This is a genomic window from Dickeya undicola (assembly GCF_000784735.1).
GTDB lineage: Bacteria > Pseudomonadota > Gammaproteobacteria > Enterobacterales > Enterobacteriaceae > Dickeya > Dickeya undicola.
This window is the reverse complement of the sequence record NZ_JSYG01000037.1, coordinates 104,328-128,251: the sequence shown is the minus strand read 5'-3', so window position 1 is coordinate 128,251 and position 23,924 is coordinate 104,328. Positions and strand designations below refer to the sequence as shown.

Genomic DNA, 23,924 nt, shown 5'->3' with positions numbered 1-23,924 from the left:
CTTATAACCCCGCTTTTAAACTTGCTTCGATAAACTTGTCCAGATCACCGTCCAGCACCGACTGGGTATTACGTGTTTCCACCCCGGTGCGCAGGTCTTTAATGCGGGAGTCATCCAGCACATAAGAACGAATCTGGCTGCCCCAGCCGATGTCGGACTTGTTGTCTTCCATCGCCTGTTTCTCCGCGTTCTTCTTCTGCATTTCAAACTCATACAGCTTGGCTTTCAGCTGCTTCATGGCCTGATCTTTGTTCTTATGCTGGGAGCGATCGTTCTGGCACTGGGTAACGATATTGGTGGGAATGTGGGTGATACGCACCGCAGATTCAGTACGGTTAACGTGCTGACCACCAGCACCGGACGCTCGATATACGTCGATACGCAGGTCCGCGGGATTGATCTCGATATCGATGTCGTCATCCACTTCCGGATACACAAAAGCGGAACTGAACGAGGTGTGACGACGGCCGCCCGAGTCAAACGGACTCTTACGCACCAGACGGTGTACGCCGGTTTCGGTACGCAGCCAGCCAAACGCATAGTCGCCCATGATCTTGATGGTAGCGGATTTAATACCAGCCACTTCGCCTTCGGACTCTTCAATGATTTCCGTCTTGAAGCCTTTACTTTCCGCCCAGCGCAAATACATACGCAGCAGCATACTGGCCCAGTCCTGCGCCTCGGTGCCGCCTGAACCGGCCTGCAGGTCAAGGTAGCAGTCCGCGCTGTCGTACTCGCCGGAGAACATACGACGGAATTCCAACTGACCCAGCTTGTTTTCCAGCTGATCCAGCTCGGCAACAGTTTCGTTGAAGGTGTCTTCATCGTCTTCTTCCACCGCCAGCTCCAGCAGACCGGATACATCGTCCAGCCCCTGAACCATCTGATCAATGGTGTCGACAATCATTTCCAGGGAGGAACGCTCTTTCCCCAGCGCCTGCGCGCGTTCAGGCTCGTTCCATACGTCGGGCTGTTCCAGCTCGGCGTTTACCTCTTCCAGACGCTCTTTTTTGGCGTCGTAGTCAAAGATACCCCCTCAGAACAGCTGTCCGGTCAGACAGGTCCTGAATGCGGTTTTTTACCGGATTGATTTCAAACATGGTGTTAGGATCTTAATGTTATTTGTCGATGACAGAATGCATGTAAACCGCGAATTGTAGCGGATCCACGCCGTGGTTTATAGCTTTTTACCGATTTTAGCGGGATGCACCGCATAACGAAAAGGAAACGCCGGAAGAAACCCGGCGTCGGTTTTAGCGCCTGTACGCTACAACGGCCATAGGTGTTCGATCAGCAGTTGTACCGAGCGTTTGCCGTGGAATTCGTTGACGTCCAGCCGGTACACCATTTCCACTTCTTTAATACTCGGATCAGGCCAGATGGCGGTATCTACATTAAACGCTATGCCATCTAACAGCGGCACCTGACCGGTTCCGCCGATCGGTTCAAACATTGCTTTCAAATGGCGTTCTTTTAACAAGCGAGGTTGCAGAATACGAAAGCGCCCGTCGAACGTTGGCTCGGGAAACGCCTGCCCCCACGGCCCCGCCTCGCGCAGCATTTCAGCGGTGCCCAGTGTCAGTTCCGGGATAGCGAGTTCGCCATCAGACCAGACAACACCCTCCAGTTGCGATTCATCCAGCCACTCGCCCACCAGATCGGCAAAACGCTGGCGAAACTCGTCAAAACGGTCCTCCGCCAGCGACAATCCCGCCGCCATCGCGTGACCACCGAACTTCAACATCAAACCGGGATAACAAGTATCAAGCCGTTCCAGCGCATCACGCAAATGCAACCCAGCGATAGAACGCCCGGAACCTTTCAGAATCCCGTCGCCCGCAGGCGCAAACGCGATCACCGGGCGGTGAAAGCGTTCCTTGATGCGTGATGCCAGAATCCCCACCACGCCCTGATGCCACTCGGGGTGGTACATCGCCAGCCCCAGCGGCAGCGTGTCGCGACTACGCTCCAGTTGTTCGCACAAGTGCAGCGCTTCCACCTGCATCCCCGCTTCAATTTCACGACGACTCTGGTTCAGCGCATCCAGATCACTGGCCAACATCCGCGCTTGCACGATATCGTTGCATAACAACAGCTCTACGCCGACAGACATATCATCCAGTCGACCCGCGGCATTAAGACGCGGCCCGAGCGCAAACCCCAGATCGCTCGCGACCAGTTGAACGGCGTCTCGGTTGGACACTTCCAGCAGGGCGCGAATCCCCGGCCGACATTTGCCCGCGCGAATCCGGTTCAGCCCCTGCGAAACCAGAATACGGTTGTTGGCATCCAGCGGCACCACATCCGCCACCGTGCCCAGCGCCACCAGGTCCAGCAGCTCTGTCAGATTGGGGACCGCCAGACCGCGTTCAGCAAACCAACCGGCGTCGCGCAGGCGCACGAACAGCGCCATCATTAAATAAAATGCGACCCCGACGCCCGCCAGTGCTTTTGACGGAAAGGCACAATCCGACAGATTAGGGTTGATCATCGCCTCAGCCGCAGGCAGGGTTTCTCCTGGCAGATGGTGGTCGGTTACCACCACCGCGATGCCGCGCCGGTGCGCATCGTCTACCCCGGCATGTGACGAAATGCCGTTATCGACGGTCACGATCAGCTCCGCGCCTTTGGCAGCAGCCTGCGCTACCACTTCCGGGCTGAGCCCGTAACCATCTTCAAACCGGTTGGGCACCAGATATTGAATCTCGTGGCCGCCCATACTGCGCAGCGCCAGTACCGTCAGCGCAGTACTGGTGGCACCGTCGGCGTCAAAGTCACCGACGATCACGATACGGCGGTTATCCGCCAGCGCCTGACGTAACACCTCTACCGCCTGCTCAATCCCACTCAGCAAGCGGTAATCCAGCAGCCCTCGCAGACTGCGTTCCAGTTCCTGCATCTGTCGTACACCACGCTGAGCATAGAGACGGCGTAACAAAGCAGGGAGGGTATCGGGTAACTCGGCCTCCGCCGTCGGCCGACGACGGAGTTGGGTAACAACATTCACGCTTGATTAACCACTCGATTTAATTAACCGCCGGATTTCAGCGAGGCCTGGTGCGCATCCAGCATCGCCTTCATCTCTTTGGGCGGCTGATACCCCGGCACTACCGTACCATCTTCCAGCACGATCGCCGGTGTGCCCTGCACGCCAAACAGCACGCCCAGTTGATAATGGGCACCGATGTCGGTTTTACAGGTGGCAGGTGACACATCATCACCTTTCATGGCAGCGTCAAACGCCTTGTTGCGGTCCGCCACACACCAAATCGACTGCATGTCTTTCGCCGCCTGAGAGTTCATACCCTGACGGGGATAGGCCAGATAACGCACGGTAATGCCGAGCGCATTGTAGTCTTTCATCTGCTCGTGCAGTTTGTGGCAGTAACCGCAGGTAATGTCGGTAAACACGGTAATGACATGTTTTTCCTGTGGCGCTTTATAGACGATCATCTGGTCTTTTAACGCATCCAGACGCTCGTTCAGAATATGGTTGGTGACATTCACCGGATTCTTGCCGCTGACGTCATACAACGGCCCTTGCAACAGGTGCTTGCCGTCTTCGGTGATGTAGAGCACGCCATTCTCGGTCAGCAGAGTTTTCATCCCGCTGATGGGGGAGTCCTTCACTTCCGCATTCTGCAAGCCCAGACGGTTTATCGTCTGCTTGATTGCGGCGTCATCCGCGCGCGCCACGCCGCTCAAGGCCAGCGTCAGCAATGAAAAGAGTACTACACGTTTTTTCATGGAATTATCCTGTTATCAGGGCGCAAGCGCCGTGCTTATCCATCATTGGCGGAACCCCGCCATGACATCCTGTCAGCCCGCCGGACATCATGCCCGGGGATGGTGCTGTTGATGCAGTTGTCTCAGCCGCTCCGTCGCAACGTGGGTATAAATCTGCGTAGTGGACAGATCGCTGTGGCCCAATAACATCTGCACCACTCGCAAATCCGCACCGTGGTTCAGCAGGTGGGTTGCAAAGGCATGACGCAAAACATGCGGAGAAAGTTTATTGCTGTCAATAGACGCCAGTGTCGCATAGTGCTTGATGCGGTGCCAGAATGTCTGGCGCGTCATCTGCTGGGCGCGGTTGCTGGGGAACAATACATCCAGCGTCTGGCCGTTCAGCAGCCAGGGGCGGCTGTACTCCAGATACTGCTCCAGCCAGTACACCGCTTCTTCTCCCAGCGGCACCAAACGCTCCTTGTTGCCCTTACCTATCACGCGTACCACGCCCTGACGCAGGCTGACATCGCTGATGGTCAACCCCACCAGTTCCGACACACGCAGACCGGTGGCGTACAGCAATTCCAGCATCGCTTTGTCGCGCAGTTCGAGCGGCTGATCGGTAACCGGTGCCGCCAGCAGCGCTTCCACCTGCGCTTCCGTCAGATCCTTCGGCAGCCGCTGCGGCAGTTTGGGTGACGACAGCGGTGCGCTCGGGTCGTCAGTCCGCTGCTTTTCCCGGTACAGGTACTGAAACAAGCGCCGCATCGCGCTCAGCAGACGCGCTGAACTGGTAGCCTTGTAGCCGCCTTCCTGGCGTTCAGCCAGAAAGTCCTGCAAATCCGACGGCTGCGCCTGCAACAGGCTACTGTCGTGATGAGCCAGCCAGTCCGCCAGCGAGCGCAGGTCGTTACGATAGGACGACAGCGTATTTTCCGCCAGATTGCGCTCCAGCCACAGGGCATCCAGAAACTGCTCGATTAACGTCTGATCCTGTTTCTGCATCACCCTCTCCCATCATGCCGCCAACGGCTTCATTCCGCTATTATGCCTCACAGAGTATGTTCGGGGTACAATTCGGTAATCATTCTCAACTTCACCACATCCTGTGGCAAAACGAAGCACAGAAGGGATTATATTTTCTTATTCCCGCGTATCCCGGAATGCCTTTGCCGCAAGGGTCTGCGTCAGTCGTGGGGCTGGTTTGAAAAGAACTTTTTTCTATGCATAGAATGCGGGTCCGTGTGTTACAAAAAAGCAAAAAACTATGCAAGCCTCCATCTCATCCACTATTGATACTCAAACACCAGATGCGCCGGTAAACTCGCGCAATAAAGTGGTGGTTGCCTCGTTGATCGGCACCGCCATCGAATTCTTCGATTTTTACATTTATGCTACCGCTGCGGTGCTGATATTTCCGCACATCTTCTTCCCGCAGGGTGATGCTACCGCCGCTACGCTGCAATCGCTGGCAACCTTCGCCATCGCCTTTATCGCGCGCCCGATCGGCTCCGCGCTATTCGGCCACTTCGGCGACCGTGTTGGCCGCAAAGTGACGCTGGTCGCGTCGCTGCTGACCATGGGTATTTCCACCGTTCTGATCGGCCTGCTGCCAAGCTATGAAACCATCGGCGTACTGGCTCCGCTGCTGCTGGCGCTGGCTCGCTTCGGCCAGGGGCTGGGCCTCGGCGGCGAATGGGGCGGCGCGGCGCTGCTGGCGACCGAAAATGCCCCGGCTAACAAACGCGCACTGTACGGCTCCTTCCCGCAGTTGGGCGCGCCGATCGGCTTTTTCTTCGCCAACGGCACCTTCCTGCTGCTGTCCTGGGTGCTGACCAACGAGCAATTCATGAACTGGGGCTGGCGCGTGCCGTTCATCGCCTCCGCCGTACTGGTGATCATCGGTCTGTACGTGCGCGTATCACTGCACGAATCGCCGGTATTCGCTAAAGTCGCCAAAGAAGGGAAACAGGTGCGTGTGCCGTTGGGCACCCTGCTGAGCAAACACGTGAAAGCCACCGTTCTTGGCACCTTCATCATGCTGGCGACCTATACCCTGTTTTACATCATGACCGTCTACTCCATGACCTACGGCACCACACCAGCACCGACCGGGTTGGGCATTCCGCGCAACAACTTCCTGTGGATGCTGATGATGGCGGTGATCGGTTTTGGTCTGACTATTCCGGTGGCGGGCTATCTGGCTGACGCCTTCGGCCGTCGCAAGACCATGATCACCGTAACCTGCATCATGCTGGTGTTCGCGATGGCGTTCCCGTCTTTACTGGGCTCTGGCAACCAGGCGCTGATTATGGCGTTTTTGGTATGCGGTCTGAGCCTGATGGGGCTGACCTTCGGCCCGATGGGTGCGCTGCTGCCAGAACTGTTCCCGACCGAAGTACGTTATACCGGAGCCTCGTTCTCCTATAACGTCTCCTCTATTCTGGGAGCGTCCGTGGCACCGTACATTGCGGCCTGGCTGACCAGTCACTACGGGCTGTTCTACGTAGGCGTTTACCTCGCCGCGATGGCATCACTGACATTGATCGCCCTGTTGCTGACGAAAGAAACCCGTCACCAGTCTCTCGGTTAAGTCATTTAGGGATGAAGGCACTACCTTCATCCCTTCCTCTCTGCATTCCCGCCCTGTACGCCCTTGTGATATTCCGTTAGGCTAATCGCTCTGCGATACCGCCTTTATTGATGCAATCACGATCAGACACTTATGAAGATTGGACTTTTTTACGGCACCAGCACCTGCTACACCGAAATGGCGGCGGAGAAAATCCGCGACATTCTCGGCGAGGAACTGGTAGAGCTGCACAACGTGAAAGACGTTGCGCCTCAGGAAATGGAACACTATGAGATGCTGATCCTTGGCATCCCCACCTGGGACTTCGGTGAAATTCAGGAAGACTGGGAAGCCGTCTGGGCGCAACTGTCGACGCTGAACCTGAAAGGCAAGATCGTCGCACTCTATGGTATGGGCGACCAGCAGGGATACGGCGAATGGTTTCTGGATGCGCTTGGCATGTTGCATGACCAGCTCAAGCCGTTGGGTGTGCGGTTTATTGGCTACTGGCCGACCGAAGGATATGATTTCACCAGCCCGAAACCGGTTACGGAAGATGGTAAACACTTTGTTGGCCTGGCGCTGGATGACGTGAATCAATACGACATGAGCGACGAGCGGATTCAGCAGTGGTGCGTGCAAATCCTGCACGAAATGGCGGAGTTACTCTGACGCGCTACGCCAGGGGTGACATTCAGGCGTTGCGTGTATGACATTCGTGACAGTCATGCAACACCTGATTACCGACTCGATGCCGTTCCCACCGCAGCCTTAATGATGACGAGTGGATTCCGTACCCGGCAACGGATGCTGCTGCAACAGCTGGCGCAACAGCCGCCATTCTTCATTACCCATACTGTCTGACGCCAGCCACAGACGCTGATGCCCTTTGCCCGTCGTCGCCCGCAACGACAGCAACACGCCATTGCGCATCACCCAGGGCCGCCGGGCTATCTGCCAGTCACGCTGCTGCCAATGCAGTTGATTTTCCCCATGCAGGGAAATTTCCCCTTGGCGCGACTTGATAATGCGCTGACTGCGCACGAAACCGAACACCACCAGCGTGACCAACCCCAGCCATAGCGGCGCATAACCGTCCGGCCAGGGAGCCAGCAGAATCATCAGCACCAGAAACCCGTGCGTCAGCAGAGAAAACAGCTGCATACGCCAGGACACGCGCAAATCACATTGCCACTGGGCCACGATCTTTATTTCGCGTTTGAATGAGGGAAACCATGCGCTTCAGCTCCGGATCCACCGGCTCACCATGATTCATTAGCCAGTTGAACAAGTCAGGATCGTCGCACTGCAACAGACGGATGAACTGCTGCTTGTCGTCGTCGCTCAGCGTGTCGTAATCATGCTCGAAAAACGGCATGATAGAGATATCCAGTTCGCGCATTCCACGTCTGCACGCCCAGTGAATACGTGATTTGTTATTGATGTCCATGTTCATTTCGCCCACTTCTCTGTATGGTTACCCGCGCAGCGTCATGATAACCGGCGGTATAACCCTATTCTACCTGATGGTCTTCGACTAATAGTAACACTTTGACATATTTTCGCGTATTACTGCGTGTACTATTTTACGGATGCACAGCATACCGCACGATTAGACCATTCATTTTGCCTTGTTACTTCGGCCTTCTGTTCCACCCATCGCGGCCTTATGGCGGAACACAGCCTAAACTGCTTGCAAACCGTTGTCGCTCTTTTACCATGGGCCATTCGCTGACATTACGCATCGCAGGATTGTAATATGGCTCATCCGTTTACCGCACAACCGCTGTTTTCTTCCGCTCAACTCCCCGCTACCCTGATATCACTGGATGACTGGGCACTGGTCACCCTGAGCGGACCAGACACGACCAAATACCTTCAGGGCCAGCTTACGGCCGATGTGGATGCCTTGCAGGCCAACCAGCACGTGCTGTGTGCCCACTGCGACGCCAAAGGGAAAATGTGGAGCAATGTGCGCCTGTTCCATTATGGCGATGGGCTGGCTTATCTGGAGCGCCGCAGCGTGCGGGATAGCCAACTGGCAGAGCTGAAAAAATACGCGGTCTTCTCTAAAACCACTATCGCCGCCGACGACAGCGTTGTGCTGCTGGGTGCCGCTGGCCTCGGCATTCGTGCGCATCTGGCACCGCTGTTTGATGCACTGCCCGACGCCGATAACACCGTGGTGCAGCAACCGGGGGCGACGCTATTGCATCTGCCCCACCCTGCCGAACGCTTCCTGCTGGTGCTGGATGCGCAGCGTGCTGCGGCGTTCATTGAAACACTGCAAGCCAGCCTCAAACTTAACGACAGCCGTCAATGGCACGCGCTGGATATCGAGGCCGGGCAACCCATCATTGACAGCGCCAACAGCGCACAGTTCATTCCTCAAGCCACCAACTTACAGGCGCTACAAGGCATTAGTTTCACCAAAGGATGCTATACCGGCCAGGAGATGGTCGCACGAGCCAAATACCGCGGTGCCAACAAGCGTGCGCTGTACTGGCTGGCAGGCACCGGTGCGCAGGCCCCCGCAGCGGGTGATGAGCTGGAACTGAAATTCGGTGATAACTGGCGTCGAACCGGCACCGTGCTGGCAGCCAGCCAGTTGCATGAAGGCACACTGTGGGTTCAGGCGGTGCTGAACAACGACCTGGAGGCTGACAGCGTGCTGCGGGTGCGCGACGACATCGGCAGCCAACTCGCCATTCAGCCATTACCTTATTCTTTGGAAGAGTAACCGGTCCTGCAAAGCATCGGGGATGCCCCGGCTCCCTGATGCTTATCCGGCTGACGGCGATATCTGCACCGGTTACCCCACGTACAGATAGATCGCCAAAAAGTGGCACACACTGCCTCCCAGCACAAACCCATGCCAGATAGCGTGATTGAACGGTATACGCTTGCTGACGTAAAACACCACGCCCAGGGTATATACCGCGCCACCGATTGCCAGCAACGTCACCCCGCCGACGGACAGTTTCATCGCCAGTTGATAGATAACAATCAACGACAGCCAGCCCATCACCAGATAGGTTGTCAGTGACAACACTTCGAAACGGTGTGCAAACGCCAGTTTGAAGATGATCCCCAACAGCGCCAGACTCCAGATGGTGATCATCAGCACGCGCGCCAGTGGCGAGTTGAGCCCCACCAGCAGAAAAGGTGTGTAAGTTCCGGCAATCAATAGGTAGATGGCGCAGTGATCAAATTTCTTAAGCCAGCGTTTAGCCCGCTGGTGTGGAATGGCGTGATATAACGTTGAGGCGAGAAACAGCAAAATCAGGCTGCCGCCGTACAAACTGTAACTGGTGATAGCCAGAGACGTAGCACCGTTATCCACCGCCTGCACCAGCAATAACACCAACCCGACAATCCCAAAAATAAAACCGATTCCATGGCTGATACTGTTGGCGATTTCTTCCGCCAGCGTATACCCCGACGCCCCCATTTTTTTCTTCATGTACACCTCTTGCCCTACACATACCTACACACTTGCACCAGCGGCCTTCCCTGCCACACTGAGCAAGCTTTGAGCAGCTTAACTGAGAACAATTCCAGTGTACACCTGTACGCTAAAATAAAAATCAGCGCCTTTCAGACGGTATTCTTGCATATTCATCTCATGACGCATCCCCTACAATAGAGCGTCTTTATTACAGGAGGTTAACGGATGTCGTTCGCTTTACCCGTACTGGATTTCGGCCCCATGACCGATGTCGTTCGGTTTCTGATGGAAATCGACAAACTCAAGAGTGTTCAGCGCCGTTCCAAGGTGATTGGCACCGATCGCCAGGAAGACTCCGCAGAACACAGCTGGCATTTTGCGGTCGCGGTGATGAGCCTGGCACCTTACGCCGATGACGGTATCGATCTCACCCAGGTGCTGAAAATGGCGCTGATTCACGACATCGTGGAGATCGACGCCGGAGACGTACTGGTGTATGACCTGAAAGCCCGTGAAGCCATTCAGGAACAAGAGCAAGCCGCCGCAACGCGCATTTTCGGCCTGCTGCCGCAACCGCAGCGCGACCAGTTTTTGGCGTTATGGCACGAATACGAAGCCGGGGATACTGCTGAAGCGCGTTTTGCGCTGATGATCGACCGCGTAATGCCGGTGCTGATGAACTTGCACAACGGCGGCCAAAGCTGGGTGGAACACGGTATCCGGCTGGAACAGGTACTAAGCCGCAACGATTTTATCCAGGATATTAACCCGGCGCTGTGGGGTTATCTGAAGCAACATCTGGAAGACGCACAGGCGAAGGGCTGGTTGAAGTAACCTGACACAGCCAACCATAACCAACAGAAAGAAAAACGGGAGGCCCTCGAACCGCCTCCCGATGATTCACACGATAAAAACCGCGCTTACTGATATTCACTCATCGGCACGCAGGAGCAGAACAGATTACGGTCGCCGTACACGTCATCCAGACGTTTCACCGCAGGCCAGTATTTGTGGGTCTGCCCGGCCGGGAATACCGCCAGTTCGCGGCTGTACGGATGCGGCCAGTCGGCTGCCAGCTCGGTCTGGGTGTGCGGCGCGTTGACCAGCGGATTGTCTTCGTGCGGCCATTCGCCTGCCGCCACACAGTCGATCTCCGCGCGGATCGCCAGCATCGCGTCGATGAAACGGTCCAGTTCCACTTTGCTTTCCGACTCGGTCGGCTCGATCATCAACGTACCCGCCACCGGGAACGACATGGTCGGTGCATGGAAACCGTAGTCGATCAAACGCTTGGCGATATCCATCTCGCTGATGCCGGTGCTCTCTTTCAGTGGACGAATGTCCAGAATGCACTCGTGCGCCACGCGATCATCGCGGCCGGTATACAACACCGGATAAGCATCTTTCAGGCGCGTCGCCACGTAGTTGGCGTTCAGGATCGCCAACTGGCTGGCCTGTTTCAGCCCCTGCGCCCCCATCATACGGATGTACATCCAACTGATCGGCAGGATGGACGCACTGCCGAACGGCGCAGCGGAAACCGCACCCTGACAGGTCAGCACGCCGTCCATCTCCACCACCTGATGGCCCGGCACAAACGGTGCCAGATGCGCTTTCACGCCGATCGGTCCCATACCTGGGCCGCCGCCACCGTGCGGAATGCAAAACGTTTTATGCAAGTTGAGGTGCGACACGTCCGCGCCAATATAGCCCGGCGAGGTAATGCCTACCTGTGCGTTCATGTTGGCACCGTCCAGGTATACCTGGCCGCCGTACTGATGAACAATCTGGCACACTTCGCGGATAGTTTCTTCGTACACCCCGTGGGTGGACGGGTAAGTCACCATGATGCAGGAGAGCTTATCGCCCGCCTGCTGCGCTTTTTCCCGCAGGTCATGCAGGTCGATGTTGCCCTGCTTGTCGCAGGCCACTACCACCACTTGCATCCCCGCCATCTGGGCAGAAGCCGGGTTGGTGCCGTGGGCCGAACTGGGGATCAGACAGAGGTTGCGCTCACCTTCGTTACGGCTTTCGTGATAACGGCGGATCGCCAGCAGACCGGCGTATTCGCCCTGAGCACCGGAGTTCGGCTGCATACACACTGCGTCATAGCCGGTCAGTTGCACCAGCCAGTCAGACAGTTGCGTGATCAGTTGACGGTAACCCAGCGCCTGTTCAGTCGGGCAGAACGGATGCAGTTCAGCGAATTCCGGCCAGGTAATCGGCAGCATTTCCGCCACCGCGTTGAGCTTCATGGTGCAGGAGCCGAGCGGGATCATCGCCTGATTCAGCGCCAGATCCTTACTTTCCAGACGATGCAGGTAGCGCATCATTTCGGTTTCGCTGTGGTACTGGTTGAATACCGGGTGAGTCAGGATGTCGTCACCGCGCAGCAACGCCGCCGGGATTGACGCCGACTGGCCGCTGACTGCCGCATCCAGCGTATCGATATCCAGCCCGTGATCGTTGCCCAGCAGCACGGCAAACAGCGACAGCACGTCGTAGCGGCTGGTGGTTTCATCCAGTGCGATGCCGACCGCGCCCTCCAGATCAGCACGCAGGTTGATGCCAGCGCTCAGCGCACGACCTAGTACCGCCGCCTTATCGGTAACCTCAACGGTCAGAGTATCGAACCAGTGCTGATGGCGCAGCGTCAGACCACGCTGGGTCAGCCCAGCGGCCAGAATATCGGCCAGACGGTGGATACGCCCGGCAATGCGTTTCAACCCCTGCGGCCCGTGGTACACCGCGTACATACCGGCAATGTTAGCCAGCAGTACCTGCGAGGTACAAATGTTGGAGTTGGCTTTTTCGCGGCGAATGTGCTGCTCGCGGGTCTGCATCGCCATGCGCAGCGCGGTGTTACCGGCGGCATCACGCGAAACACCGATAATGCGGCCCGGCATGGCGCGTTTGTATTCGTCGCGGCAGGCGAAAAACGCCGCGTGCGGGCCGCCGTAGCCCATCGGTACGCCGAAACGCTGGGCGGACCCCAGCACAATGTCGGCACCCTGTTTGCCCGGCGCGTCAAGCAATACCAGCGCCATAATGTCCGACACCACGCTGATGATCACTTTGCGGTTTTTCAGCTCAGACATCAGCGCGCGATAGTCGTGCAACTCGCCGGTGGTGCCGGTCTGTTGCAGCAACACGCCGAAGACGTCGTCATACTTCACCGCGTCAGCGGCGTTGCCGGTCACGATGTCAAAGCCGAAGGTCTGCGCACGGGTGCGCACCACGTCCAGCGTCTGCGGATGCACGTCATCAGCAACGAAGAAACGGTTTGCCTGCTTGAGTTTGCTGACGCGTTTAGCCATCGCCATCGCTTCTGCGGCAGCAGTCGCTTCATCCAGCAACGACGCGGAAGCCAACTCCAGCCCCGTCAAATCCTGCGTCACCTGCTGGAAATTCAGCAGCGCTTCCAGACGCCCCTGCGACACTTCCGGCTGATACGGCGTATACGCGGTATACCAACCTGGGTTTTCCAGCACATTGCGTAAAATCACCGGCGGCGTCAGCACCGCGTGGTAGCCCATGCCGATGTAGCTTTTGTAACGCAGGTTGCGGCCAGCGATCGCCTTCAGCTCGGCCAACGCCTGATACTCGGTGGCGGCGTCGCCTACCGCCGGTGGCTGGGGCAACTGGATATCGGCGGGTACGATCTGGCGGGTAAGCCCGTCCAGCGAATCCGCCCCGATAGCGGCCAGCATCTGTTGTTGCTGAGCGGCCGACGGGCCGATGTGGCGCTCCGTAAAGGCGCTGCCGTGTTCGAGCTGACTGAGAGTCTGGGTCATGTGGGGGAATTTCCTGCATTTGGCACAGTGATGTGCAGCACAATTAAGTCATTCAGAAAACAAGCAAATCATTCAGAAAAACAAACAAGCCATTGGCACAACCAGCCAATGACAACAATAAGCCGATAATAAAAACGCCCCGTCGCAGGGAGCAAACGGGGCATCAGGCTTATTCTTCTTCGTCGCCGTCTTCTTCTTCCAGCAGCGCCTGATAGCCAGCGGCATCAAGCAATTCGTTCAGTTCGTCTTCATCAGACGCTTTGATGCGGAACAACCAGCCTTCGGCATACGGCGCGCTATTCACCAGTTCCGGTGCGTCTTCCAGTTCTTCGTTGATTGCCACCACTTCACCGCTGATCGGCGCATAGATGTCGGATGCGGCCTTGACGGATTCCGCCACGGCGCAATCATCACCGGCGTTAACCGTGCTGCCGACTTCCGGCAGATCGACAAACACCATATCGCCCAGCAATTCCTGCGCGTGCTCGGTGATGCCCACACTGTAAACGCCGTTGCCTTCCGCCATCACCCATTCATGGGACGAGGTATATTTCAATTCTGCCGGAACATTGCTCATTGCCACCTTCTCCTTCCATTAACGCCAAAAATTAAAACTGAACCAGCGCCTTACCGGCGCGGACGAAATTGGGTTTGGTCACATGCACCGGCATCTCGCGCTGACGAATCTGCACGATAGCCTGTTCGCCGATACCGGCGGGAACACGCGCCAGAGCGATGCTGACGCCCAGCGTGGGTGAAAACGACCCGCTGGTAATCACACCTTCCTGCATCACGCCATGATTATCGGTAAAGCGGACCGGCTGACCGTGACGCAATACGCCTTTTTCGGTCATCACCAGGCCAACCAGTTGTTCGGTGCCTTCCGCCTGCTGACGCTCCAGCGCTTCACGGCCGATGAACTGACGGTCTTCCGGCTGCCAGACGATGGTCCAGCCCATGTTGGCCGCCAGTGGAGAGATGGATTCGTCCATGTCCTGACCGTACAGGTTCATGCCCGCTTCCAGACGCAGCGTGTCACGCGCGCCCAGTCCACACGGTTTAACACCAACCGCCAGCAATTGTTGCCAGAAGCCAACCGCCTGTTCCTGCGGCAGCGCGATTTCATAGCCTGCTTCGCCAGTATAGCCAGTGGTGGCAATAAACAGGTCGCCCGCCTGCACACCAAAAAAGGGTTTCATACCGGTCACTTGCTCACGCTGGGCATCGTTCAACAGGCTGCGTACTTTCTCTTGCGCCTGCGGCCCTTGCACCGCGATCAGCGACAGGTCCTCACGTTCGGTAATCTCCACCATGAACGGTTTGGCATGTTCGGTGATCCAGGCCAGATCCTTCTCACGGGTAGCGGAGTTCACCACCAATCGGAAATAGTCTTCGGTCTGGAAATAGACGATCAGATCGTCGATCACACCGGCGGAGGGCGTCAGCATTGCGGTGTAAAGTGCTTTACCGGGCTGGGTGAGTTTGGCGACATCATTCGCCAGCAGATAACGCAAAAATTCACGCACGCGGGCACCGCGCAGATCCACGATGGTCATGTGCGACACATCGAACATACCCGCGCTGTTACGAACGATGTGATGTTCATCCAACTGAGAGCCGTAGTGCAGCGGCATCATCCAGCCATGAAAGTCCACCATTTTGGCACCATCGGCCAGATGCTGTTGATACAACGGAGTGTGGTTTGCCATTCTTTTCTCTCTACGCCTTTCTACGTTAGCCGCGCGTTGTGACGCCAGGCCTCACGACGCAAACGTTTATCCTGCTCCTGAACTTACCACCGAAGCGCGCGTTCCACCACTCCCACAACCATAAGTTTATCTATATAAAAAGCCAAATCAGCATTGAATTACCCGATATCCAACTAAAGATATAAAACCAAAAAATAAAAAATAATTAAAATTTAATTCCAAATTAAAAAATAAAACCAACATAAAAAATCAAAAACAATTGAATCATTGGTTTGTCATCAGAACAAAAACCCATAAGTTAAATTAGATTAAGTAATGCGAAAAAACCCTAAAATTAGATTATTTCAGGTAACGCCACGCCTGCGTTTCATTGTCTTCACTCTCCGATTCTGTGATCACCGTCGTGGACATCTTCCTGCTAGCGACAGTACGTCACGGCAGATGGCAGCCGTAAGAAGGCAGTGAGTCCCAACCGGTTTCACACTGGGTACATCAATGGGAGATCCATCCGACAAAGGTTTGACTTTCATCAACCGCAAGCGAGCTTTTGTCTCACCCTGCGCGGTGCACGACTAGATTAACTATTAACCACACCGACTACTGGCGCAAATGGATAACCGACAAGCTTCGATGATTAAAAATCAATAAGTTAAGGAGAAATCATGGCACAAAGAATGATCTTGAATGAAACGTCCTATTTTGGCAGTGGTGCTATCACCCACCTGACCGAAGAAGTGCAGCGACGCGGCTTTCGCAAAGCGCTGGTGGTGACGGACCTGGAACTGATGAAGTACGGCGTGGCGGGTAAAGTCACCGCGTTGCTCGACAACGCGGGCCTGCCCTATGACATCTACGATGGCGTGATTCCCAACCCAACCATCGCCGTCGTCCAGCAGGGCGTCGAGCGTTTTCAAACCTCGGGTGCCGACTACCTGATAGCGATAGGCGGCGGTTCACCGCAGGACACCTGTAAAGCCATCGGCATTATCATCAACAACCCGGAATTCGCCGATGTGCGCAGCCTGGAAGGGGTCGCTGCCACCCGCAAACCTAGCGTACCGATCTTCGCCATACCGACCACCTCAGGCACCGCCGCGGAAGTTACCATCAACTACGTCATCACTGATGAAGAGAAACGGCGTAAGTTCGTCTGCGTCGACCCGCACGATATCCCCATCGTGTCGTTTATCGACGCGAACATGATGAGCAGTATGCCCGCCTCACTCAAAGCCGCCACCGGCATCGACGCGCTGACCCACGCCATTGAAGGGTTCACGACGCAGGGAGCCTGGGAATTGACCGACATGCTGCACCTCAAAGCCATCGAAATCATCAGCCGTTCGCTGCGCGACTCGGTGGCAGGGAAAGCACAGGGTGTGGAAGCGATGGCGCTGGGGCAATACATCGCCGGTATGGGTTTTTCCAACGTCGGCCTGGGGCTGGTGCACGGTATGGCGCATCCGCTGGGCGCGTTTTATAACACCCCGCACGGCGTCGCCAACGCGATTCTTCTACCCCATATCATGGCCTGGAACGCGGAATACACCGGCGAAAAATTCCGCGCCATCGCCGTGGCTATGGGGGTAAAAGGCGCAGAGGCTATGCCGCTGATGCAGGCGCGGAGTGCAGCAATTCAGGCGGTGCGGCAGCTGGCTCAGGATGTGGATATTCCGGCGCAATTGCGTCAGGTCGGCGTTAAAGAGCAGGATATTCCGGCGCTGGCGCAAGCGGCGTTCGAGGATGTCTGTACCGGCGGCAATCCGCGCCCGGCTAGCGTGAAGGAGATAGAAGCGTTGTACCAGTCGATCTACTGAACATCAAATCAGGTGTTCAACTGTACGATGAAAAAACGACGAAACGTGACGTGAGGGGGTAAAAAACGCGCGTCCTGCCAAACATGAACCGGAACCTGCCGCGTCAAACACAACGGCAGACCAATCAAGCCCGTATTACTATCGGGGCTTCAGGACGCGTGGAGCAACCAGCGCCGGTGACGAACATTCAGCATTCGCAATACAGCATTTACGCTGGAATATTCGTCACCGGCGAACACGGCTCAAAAGGCTGCAAAGCCTTGCAGCAGGTAGGACTGTAGCACCTGAACCGAGCGAATCAGGCTCAGATCAGTTGGCTGATATTCACGTTCTCCATCAGGTAATGGTTGTCGGAGTAATCCACCGGAATGGCGATCACCGCCGGGCCGTCCACATCCATCGCCTGCCAGAGTTTCGGCACCAGTTCGGCGGCGGACTCTACGGCAAAACCTTTCGCACCAAAGGCTTCGGCATAGGCTTTGAAGTCAATCGGCCCAAATTTAACACCGGAAGCGCGGTGATATTTTTTCTCTTCCTGAATTTCCACCATGTTGTAGGCGTTATCCACCCAGATGATGTGCAAAATGTTGGATTTCAGCCGCACCGCAGTTTCCAGTTCCATACTGGACTGCATGAAGCCGCCATCCCCAGACACCGACACCACTTTCTGTTGCGGATTCACCAGCGCAGCGGCGATCGCCCACGGCAACGCGACCCCCATGGTCTGCTGGCCGTTGGTCATCAGCACCTGACGGGCGCGGAAGCTGTAGAGATAACGCGCCAGCCAGATATGGAAGCTGCCCATGTCCACGCACAGGGTAACGTCTTTATTGACCAGATCCTGCATCACCCGCACCAGCCTTAGCGGATGGATAGCGAAGCCGTCCATATTGATGGCGCGGGTCGCCAGCTCATGGCGCAATTGACGACGCTCTTCCAGAATCGCCACCGACTGGGACGACAGCACGATCGGCGAACTCAGTTGCTCATTGAGCGTATCAATGGTAATGCTGATGTCGCCAACCAGTTCCACATCCGGGCGGTAGGCACTTTCTACTTCAGCGGGCAACACATCGATATGCACCAGCGTGGCCTTGCCAGCATTCCACAGTGCCGGTGCATACTCTACCGGGCTGTAACCAACCGTGACGATCAGGTCCGCCTGCTGTAACAGCTTGTCACCGGCCTGATTGTTGAACAACCCAACCCGTCCGGCAAAATGGTCAAAATGCTGTTGATCAATCACCCCAGCGGCCTGATAGGTGCTGGTCACCGGCAGCTGGCTATGGTGCAGCAAACGACGCAGTGCCTCGGCGTTTTTCGGCTGGCTGGCCATCAGCCCCAGCAACAGTATCGGATGTTTGGCTTTCTTAATCAGCCCAGCCACCCGTTCAACATCCGCACGTGGCGCACTATTAAGGGTTGGCAGCGAGGTGCGGGCCAGAACCGGGCTGTCTACCGGTTCATTGACAATATCTTCCGGCAGGCTGATGAACGACGCCCCCGGCCGGCCGAGTTCAGCCGCGCGAAAGGCGTTAGCCATCACTTCTGAAATAGCAGACGACACGGTAATTTCAGCGCTGTATTTGGTCACCGGCTGAAACAGGCTGACGGTATCCAGGCTCTGATGGGTCAGTTTCAAGCGGTCGGCGCGTTTGACCGCGCCACCCAATGCGACTATCGGGTCACCCTCGGCCGTCGCGGTCGCCAGCCCGGTCACCAGATTCGAACAACCTGGCCCCGACGTTACCAGCGTCACACCGGCTTTACCGGTCAGACGGCCGACGGCTGCCGCCATAAAGGCACCATTAGCCTCATGACGCACGGGAATGGTTTGAATCGGCGAATCCACCAGCGAATCAAACACGCGGTCTACCTTTGCACCAGGAATGCCGAAGACATAGTTGACGCCTTGTTGCTCAAGATGTTTTACGATCAGCTCCGCACCGCTAGACCAATGCTGTTGACCATCCCTATTTTCCATAATGTTTATCCTCTGCATAACAGTGTGCTTTTGCTTTCAGTACCTGCTCGATGTCTCAGCTCTCTACGGAGTGAATGACGCTATCGAGATTTTCAGGGGATAAATTGGCTTTCAGGAAATCCCTGTCGCGGGGAAGGTCAATGACCAGTTTGGCGATAGAGCCAAAGGTCAGCACACCTTCTTCCAGTCGATAATCAAGGATATGCCCGCCGCCTTTGCGGTCATCAGTGATGAAATGCTCGTGATAACCAGCAACATTAATCCCCTGAACATAGGCAGGACTACGGAAACCGATAACGCTGCCCTGACACTGTTCGAAACGGAACGTGGGTTGTTGGGCAATCGCTTCTAGCATCGGTTTATAAGGGCGTTCCTGGCGAGGCACCGTACGGGTTTCCACATGGCTAAAGCGGCCATCTATCCGCAGGGCACAAAACAGATTATCTGTTGCAATCAAGTCATTAATGCGCTGATGAATTGCTTCACGGCTGGAGCCCTGCCCGAAATGGATTTGTTCCGTCGGGCGGAAGAAGGTCATGACCGCGAAAGGCGTTTTTTGATACGGTAGTGCCGAACGGGCGCTACCGTCCTCACGTAGCTGGAAAATGCGGCTGTTAAGCGCTACCAGTTCACCGTCGAGATCATTAAACGTCCCTAATCCAAAATCGCCATGTTTCAGAAGTTCTTCCATCGTGGTGTCACCTTCATAAACACCATTAATAAGTCCACTCATTAATGACGTCTGATAAATAACGCACTCTGGATGCTGTTTCTGATGATGAAGTGCAAAGCTGGCCAGTTCCCTGACACAGGAGTCGACGCAGTTAACATCTTTCATATCCGTTCCCTTCTGACGATGATCAACTTAAATTTATTTAATGTTTCACTTGAATATTGACCGCCGTCACACCAAAGTTCCAATACAGAGATGTGGCCATTTGGAGATCGAAAATATATGGAATTACGTTACCTGCGCTATTTTGTCGCAGTGGCCTCAACCCGGCATTTCACCCGTGCGGCGGAAATTCTCGGCATATCACAGCCGCCATTAAGCCAGCAAATTCAAAAACTTGAACGGGAAATCGGGACACCGTTGTTCAAGCGACTGACCCGAGGCGTGGAGATGACGGAAGCGGGGGAAGCGTTGTATCAGGATGCCAGCCATATTCTGGAGCTGACCGACTCAGCGATTGAGAGGGTACGCAGCATCGCCCGCGGGGAGAGCGGCGCGATCAATATTGGTTTTTCCTGTGCGGTGACCTTTCACCCGGTGGTACTGGCGCTGTTGCGCCGTTACCGGCAGCACTATCCCAGCGTGCAGCTACAACCGCGGGAAGAACACATTCATGAAATACTGGAGAGCCTGCGCAACCGCACCACCGATATTGCGTTTGTGCGCCTGCCATGTGATATCGGCGAGGAGTTTGAAGGCGAATTACTGGCGGAAGAAGCGATGCGGCTGGTGCTGCCAGAAAATCACCCGTTTAGCGATCAAACACAAGTCAGCCTGGGGCAACTACAGCAGGAGCCGTTGATCATCTTTCCGCGTGAACTCTGCCCCAGCCTGCACGACCTGATTGTTCGCGCCTGTTACCTGTCGGGTTACCAGCCCAAAATCAACGCACTGGCTCCGCATATCACCGCCACCATCAGTATGGTGGCATCCGGTTTTGGCGTGACCTTTGTCCCCGAGTCACTGACCAGTATCCAGACCGGGAATGTGACCTATCACGACACCAATACACCGCATCTCACCACACAGATTGCGGTTATCTGGCGTAAACATGACCGCTCCGCCACGCTGCTGAAGATGCTGCAACTGGTGCGGGACTATCTGCACAACACCTGATCGTTCCCAGGTTTCCAAAAACCTGCCGTCGTTAAACGGCAGGTCATATGAAAATCACGCGACACCGGTTGTATAGCGGCAAATCTCATATATGATATTAGTTATCATTATCAACAATGGAAGTCGCCATGCTAACCGCGATGATCGCCGCCTGTGGGCTATGGGGAATAAGCTGGTATTTTGGCAAGCGTCTGTCCAGCGCCTGGGGCGTTCTGCTACCGGCGGCGCTGATGCCGCTACTGGCCTTGCCGGAACTAAACCTGACCCATCTGAAATACATCTGTGCACTGGCGATGCTGATTACGTTAAGTATGCTGTTTCATCGCCGTATGCGTCACTACCTGCTGCTACCGTCCTGTATTGCACTGGCAGGCGGCCTGGCGGCGCTGTCGCTTACGCTAAAAGGATGGTAACACCGAGCCTGAACGGGCATAACGCACAAGATAAAGGAAGAAAACGCCGGTTGATGCTATGGGCGGGGAACATTGCTGTGCTGGAAAAAGATAAGAAAAATAAGGATGAGGAGAGTGGTGCGAAGAGAGGGACTTGAACCCTCACGTCCTAAGGACACTAACACCTGAAGCTAGCGCGTCTACCAATTCCGCCACCTTCGCACTGTTTACTACGATACTGTTTACTACACGTACTGCTGACTACGACATCTTGATTTGTATCCCAGTGGTGCGAAGAGAGGGACTTGAACCCTCACGTCCTAAGGACACTAACACCTGAAGCTAGCGCGTCTACCAATTCCGCCACCTTCGCAGGTACTGTGAAATACAAATTTGTGGTGATTTTGGTGCGAAGAGAGGGACTTGAACCCTCACGTCCTAAGGACACTAACACCTGAAGCTAGCGCGTCTACCAATTCCGCCACCTTCGCAAACCAAGCAACATTACGTCACACAATGTCACCACGGAGGCGAATTCTAGAGATTTTCGCACCAACGTCAATCATTATTTCCATGTCGTTACGGCGTTTGCTGTAAAAAACAGCATTCAGACAAACGGGGCCTGCTGGAAGCATTGCACCAGCCACTCAATCACCACCCGGATGCGCGGAGCCAGAAAGCGCCCGGAGGGATACATCACATACAGCGGCATATCGGGCGGCGGTAACTGCGGCAGGATTTCCACCAGTTCCCCACGGTCCAGCAACGACGCAATACCATAGCGAGGAGCCTGAATAATCCCCATTCCGGCCTGGCAGGCAGCAATATAAGCATCGGCACCATTGATTTCCACCAGGCTGGGCAGAGAGCGGGTGATCACTTGCCCCTGCTGCATAAATTCCAGCGGGTAACGCTGCGAGGTACGCAGCGAAAAATAGCTCACCATCCGGTGAGAGGTCAGCGCTTCCAGCGTGTCCGGTATGCCGAATTCGGCGCAATACGCTGCGGAAGCGCAGGTTACCTGCGGCAACGACGGCAGCGAACGCGCCACCAGTGAATCATCGTCCACCTGCCAGGCGCGCAGCACGCAGTCCACCCCTTCGCGCACCACATTAATCGCGGCATCGTTGGCGCTCAGCACCAGCGAAATCTGCGGATAGCGGCGGTAAAACGCGGGTAACGACGGGATCACCACCTGACGGGCTAATGAATGCGGCATGTCGATTCGCACCCTCCCGCTAGGCTGCTGACGCTGATGGGAGAACAGTGCGTCCGTTTCCTCAATTTCCGCCAGCAACTGCACACAGCGCTGGTAGTACAGCAAACCTTCGTCCGTCACCTGTACCTGACGGGTGGTGCGTTGCAACAGGCGTACACCCAGCCGCAGTTCCAACCGTTTCAGCGTCTGGCTGACGGTCGCCCGCGGCAGTCCCAGCTTTTCCGCCGCCCGGCTAAAGCTTTCTGCTTCCACAATGCGCACGAACACCCGCATCGCCTGCACCTGATCCATCACCGGCTCCATTGTTTGCATTTTACAAACAGTGTTGCATAAAACTGCGAATTTATCTTTTCCCTCCAAACAACCACACTGAAAAGCGTGGTTAATCATACGGAGCAACAACATGCAACAGCGAAAACTGGGCCCACAGGGGCCAACGGTATCTGCACTGGGCCTCGGCTGCATGGGCATGAGCGATTTCTACTCCACCGGGCAGGATGAAAAAGAGGCTCTCTCCACCCTGCATCGTGCGCTGGAACTGGGCGTCACCCTGCTGGATACCGCCGACATGTACGGCCCTTACACCAATGAAACGCTGGTGGGCAACGCCATCAAAGGCAAACGGGATCAGGTATTTCTGGCGACCAAGTTCGGCATTCTGCGCGACCCGGCCAACCCGAACCTGCGTGGCGTCTGCGGTCGGCCAGAGTATATCCGTCAGGCGGTCGAAGGCAGCCTGAAACGTCTGGGCGTCGAAGTCATCGACCTTTATTATCAGCACCGCGTCGATCCGGCAGTGCCGATTGAGGAGAGTGTTGGCGCCCTGGCCGATCTGGTTAAAGCAGGCAAGATCCGTTACATCGGCCTGAGCGAAGCCTCCGCCGCCACCCTGGAGCGCGCGCACCGCGTTCACCCTATCACCGCGCTGCAAAGCGAATACTCATTGTGGACGCGCGATGTGGAAACAGAGATTCTGCCCACCTGCCGTCGTCTCGGCATCGGTTTTGTGCCTTATAGTCCGCTGGGGCGTGGTTTTCTGACCGGTGCCATCAAACAGCAGGATGACCTGGCCGCGGACGATTTCCGACGCGCCAACCCGCGCTTCAGCGACGAAAACTTTGCTAAAAACCTGCAACTGGTGGACAAAATCACGCAGCTGGCGCAGGAAAAAGCGGTCACGCCATCACAGCTGGCGCTGGCCTGGGTGCTGGCACAAGGCGAGCACATCGTTCCGATTCCCGGCACCAAACGCCGTCGCTACCTGGAAGAAAATGTCGGCGCACTGTCGGTGTTGTTGACGGCACGCGAGTTGGATGACATTAACGCCATCTTCCCGCCGGAGATCGCCGCAGGCGCACGCTACGGACAAGAAGGCATGGCGACGCTTGATAACGCCTAAGCGCCGCATTGCGCC

At 55.9% G+C, this 23,924-nt stretch carries 21 protein-coding genes and 3 tRNA genes; 8 read left to right on the top strand and 16 right to left on the bottom strand.

Going from position 1 to position 23,924, the window contains the following annotated elements:
- Position 1 precedes the first annotated feature (1 nt).
- The 4 genes from prfB to xerD all read right to left on the bottom strand — a co-directional run bounded on the left by prfB (position 2) and on the right by xerD (position 4,734).
- A protein-coding gene (gene prfB, locus OB87_RS17725; RefSeq protein ID WP_123250227.1) for a peptide chain release factor 2 occupies positions 2–1,100 on the bottom strand; the annotation gives its coding sequence in 2 pieces (ribosomal slippage) (positions 2–1,024 and positions 1,026–1,100; 1,098 coding nt in all).
- A gap of 167 nt (positions 1,101–1,267) precedes the next feature.
- Positions 1,268–3,007: a single-stranded-DNA-specific exonuclease RecJ gene (gene recJ, locus OB87_RS17720; protein ID WP_033570720.1), complete on the bottom strand. Its 1,740-nt coding sequence runs from the start codon at positions 3,005–3,007 to the stop codon at positions 1,268–1,270.
- A gap of 23 nt (positions 3,008–3,030) precedes the next feature.
- Positions 3,031–3,747, bottom strand: coding sequence for a bifunctional protein-disulfide isomerase/oxidoreductase DsbC (gene dsbC, locus OB87_RS17715; RefSeq protein ID WP_033570719.1), 717 nt, complete (start codon positions 3,745–3,747; stop codon positions 3,031–3,033).
- An 87-nt stretch (positions 3,748–3,834) separates the two neighbouring features.
- Positions 3,835–4,734: a site-specific tyrosine recombinase XerD gene (xerD, locus tag OB87_RS17710; protein WP_033570718.1), complete on the bottom strand. Its 900-nt coding sequence runs from the start codon at positions 4,732–4,734 to the stop codon at positions 3,835–3,837.
- Between the two features lie 262 nt (positions 4,735–4,996).
- Between xerD and OB87_RS17705 the strand changes: the two genes are divergently transcribed.
- Positions 4,997–6,322, top strand: a complete 1,326-nt coding sequence (locus OB87_RS17705; RefSeq protein WP_033570717.1) for an MFS transporter — start codon at positions 4,997–4,999, stop codon at positions 6,320–6,322.
- A gap of 132 nt (positions 6,323–6,454) precedes the next feature.
- A complete protein-coding gene (gene fldB / locus OB87_RS17700) occupies positions 6,455–6,973 on the top strand; it encodes a flavodoxin FldB (protein WP_033570716.1) in 519 nt (172 codons plus the stop codon).
- A 99-nt stretch (positions 6,974–7,072) separates the two neighbouring features.
- On the opposite strand, the gene OB87_RS17695 is transcribed toward fldB, so the two are convergent.
- Both OB87_RS17695 and sdhE read right to left on the bottom strand, forming a co-directional pair.
- Complete coding sequence (locus OB87_RS17695; RefSeq protein WP_033570715.1) at positions 7,073–7,504, bottom strand: protein YgfX; 432 nt, start codon at positions 7,502–7,504, stop codon at positions 7,073–7,075.
- The gene (gene sdhE, locus OB87_RS17690) at positions 7,485–7,751 is read right to left on the bottom strand and encodes an FAD assembly factor SdhE (RefSeq protein WP_033570748.1); all 267 of its coding nucleotides are present in this window, start codon (positions 7,749–7,751) and stop codon (positions 7,485–7,487) included. Before sdhE ends, OB87_RS17695 begins: the two co-directional genes overlap by 20 nt.
- 309 nt (positions 7,752–8,060) lie before the next feature.
- Here sdhE and ygfZ point away from each other — a divergent pair, with 309 nt between their 5' ends.
- Positions 8,061–9,041 carry a tRNA-modifying protein YgfZ gene (gene ygfZ / locus OB87_RS17685; RefSeq protein ID WP_033570714.1) on the top strand — a complete coding sequence of 327 codons (981 nt, stop codon included), beginning with the start codon at positions 8,061–8,063 and terminating at the stop codon, positions 9,039–9,041.
- 72 nt (positions 9,042–9,113) lie between these two features.
- On the opposite strand, the gene trhA is transcribed toward ygfZ, so the two are convergent.
- Positions 9,114–9,764, bottom strand: a complete 651-nt coding sequence (gene trhA / locus OB87_RS17680) for a PAQR family membrane homeostasis protein TrhA (RefSeq protein ID WP_033570713.1) — start codon at positions 9,762–9,764, stop codon at positions 9,114–9,116.
- A 210-nt stretch (positions 9,765–9,974) separates the two neighbouring features.
- Here trhA and OB87_RS17675 point away from each other — a divergent pair, with 210 nt between their 5' ends.
- Positions 9,975–10,583, top strand: coding sequence for an HD domain-containing protein (locus tag OB87_RS17675; RefSeq protein WP_033570712.1), 609 nt, complete (start codon positions 9,975–9,977; stop codon positions 10,581–10,583).
- A gap of 86 nt (positions 10,584–10,669) precedes the next feature.
- On the opposite strand, the gene gcvP is transcribed toward OB87_RS17675, so the two are convergent.
- The 3 genes from gcvP to gcvT form a co-directional block, all read right to left on the bottom strand.
- The gene (gene gcvP, locus OB87_RS17670; RefSeq protein ID WP_033570711.1) at positions 10,670–13,543 is read right to left on the bottom strand and encodes an aminomethyl-transferring glycine dehydrogenase; all 2,874 of its coding nucleotides are present in this window, start codon (positions 13,541–13,543) and stop codon (positions 10,670–10,672) included.
- A gap of 169 nt (positions 13,544–13,712) precedes the next feature.
- A complete protein-coding gene (gcvH, locus tag OB87_RS17665; RefSeq protein WP_033570710.1) occupies positions 13,713–14,120 on the bottom strand; it encodes a glycine cleavage system protein GcvH in 408 nt (135 codons plus the stop codon).
- A gap of 31 nt (positions 14,121–14,151) precedes the next feature.
- Positions 14,152–15,252 carry a glycine cleavage system aminomethyltransferase GcvT gene (gene gcvT, locus OB87_RS17660; protein ID WP_033570709.1) on the bottom strand — a complete coding sequence of 367 codons (1,101 nt, stop codon included), beginning with the start codon at positions 15,250–15,252 and terminating at the stop codon, positions 14,152–14,154.
- Between the two features lie 662 nt (positions 15,253–15,914).
- Between gcvT and fucO the strand changes: the two genes are divergently transcribed.
- Positions 15,915–17,066 (top strand): lactaldehyde reductase, encoded by a 1,152-nt coding sequence (gene fucO, locus OB87_RS17655; RefSeq protein WP_033570708.1) that lies wholly within the window; start codon positions 15,915–15,917, stop codon positions 17,064–17,066.
- A gap of 304 nt (positions 17,067–17,370) precedes the next feature.
- Here fucO and alsS read toward each other — a convergent pair whose 3' ends face one another.
- Complete coding sequence (gene alsS / locus OB87_RS17645) at positions 17,371–19,050, bottom strand: acetolactate synthase AlsS (protein WP_033570706.1); 1,680 nt, start codon at positions 19,048–19,050, stop codon at positions 17,371–17,373.
- Positions 19,051–19,105: 55 nt separating this feature from the next.
- Positions 19,106–19,888 (bottom strand): acetolactate decarboxylase, encoded by a 783-nt coding sequence (gene budA, locus OB87_RS17640; RefSeq protein WP_033570705.1) that lies wholly within the window; start codon positions 19,886–19,888, stop codon positions 19,106–19,108.
- 117 nt (positions 19,889–20,005) lie between these two features.
- Between budA and OB87_RS17635 the strand changes: the two genes are divergently transcribed.
- Both OB87_RS17635 and OB87_RS17630 read left to right on the top strand, forming a co-directional pair.
- Positions 20,006–20,899 carry a LysR family transcriptional regulator gene (locus OB87_RS17635; protein WP_033570704.1) on the top strand — a complete coding sequence of 298 codons (894 nt, stop codon included), beginning with the start codon at positions 20,006–20,008 and terminating at the stop codon, positions 20,897–20,899.
- A gap of 128 nt (positions 20,900–21,027) precedes the next feature.
- The gene (locus tag OB87_RS17630) at positions 21,028–21,312 is read left to right on the top strand and encodes a DUF1435 domain-containing protein (RefSeq protein WP_033570703.1); all 285 of its coding nucleotides are present in this window, start codon (positions 21,028–21,030) and stop codon (positions 21,310–21,312) included.
- Positions 21,313–21,427: 115 nt separating this feature from the next.
- Here OB87_RS17630 and OB87_RS17625 read toward each other — a convergent pair.
- The 4 genes from OB87_RS17625 to OB87_RS17610 all read right to left on the bottom strand — a co-directional run bounded on the left by OB87_RS17625 (position 21,428) and on the right by OB87_RS17610 (position 22,801).
- Positions 21,428–21,513: transfer RNA gene (locus OB87_RS17625), tRNA-Leu, on the bottom strand.
- A gap of 65 nt (positions 21,514–21,578) precedes the next feature.
- A tRNA-Leu gene (locus OB87_RS17620) sits at positions 21,579–21,664 on the bottom strand.
- Between the two features lie 32 nt (positions 21,665–21,696).
- A tRNA-Leu gene (locus OB87_RS17615) sits at positions 21,697–21,782 on the bottom strand.
- A gap of 116 nt (positions 21,783–21,898) precedes the next feature.
- A complete protein-coding gene (locus tag OB87_RS17610; protein WP_033570702.1) occupies positions 21,899–22,801 on the bottom strand; it encodes a LysR family transcriptional regulator in 903 nt (300 codons plus the stop codon).
- Between the two features lie 112 nt (positions 22,802–22,913).
- Here OB87_RS17610 and OB87_RS17605 point away from each other — a divergent pair, with 112 nt between their 5' ends.
- A complete protein-coding gene (locus OB87_RS17605; protein ID WP_033570701.1) occupies positions 22,914–23,909 on the top strand; it encodes an aldo/keto reductase in 996 nt (331 codons plus the stop codon).
- Positions 23,910–23,924 lie beyond the last annotated feature (15 nt).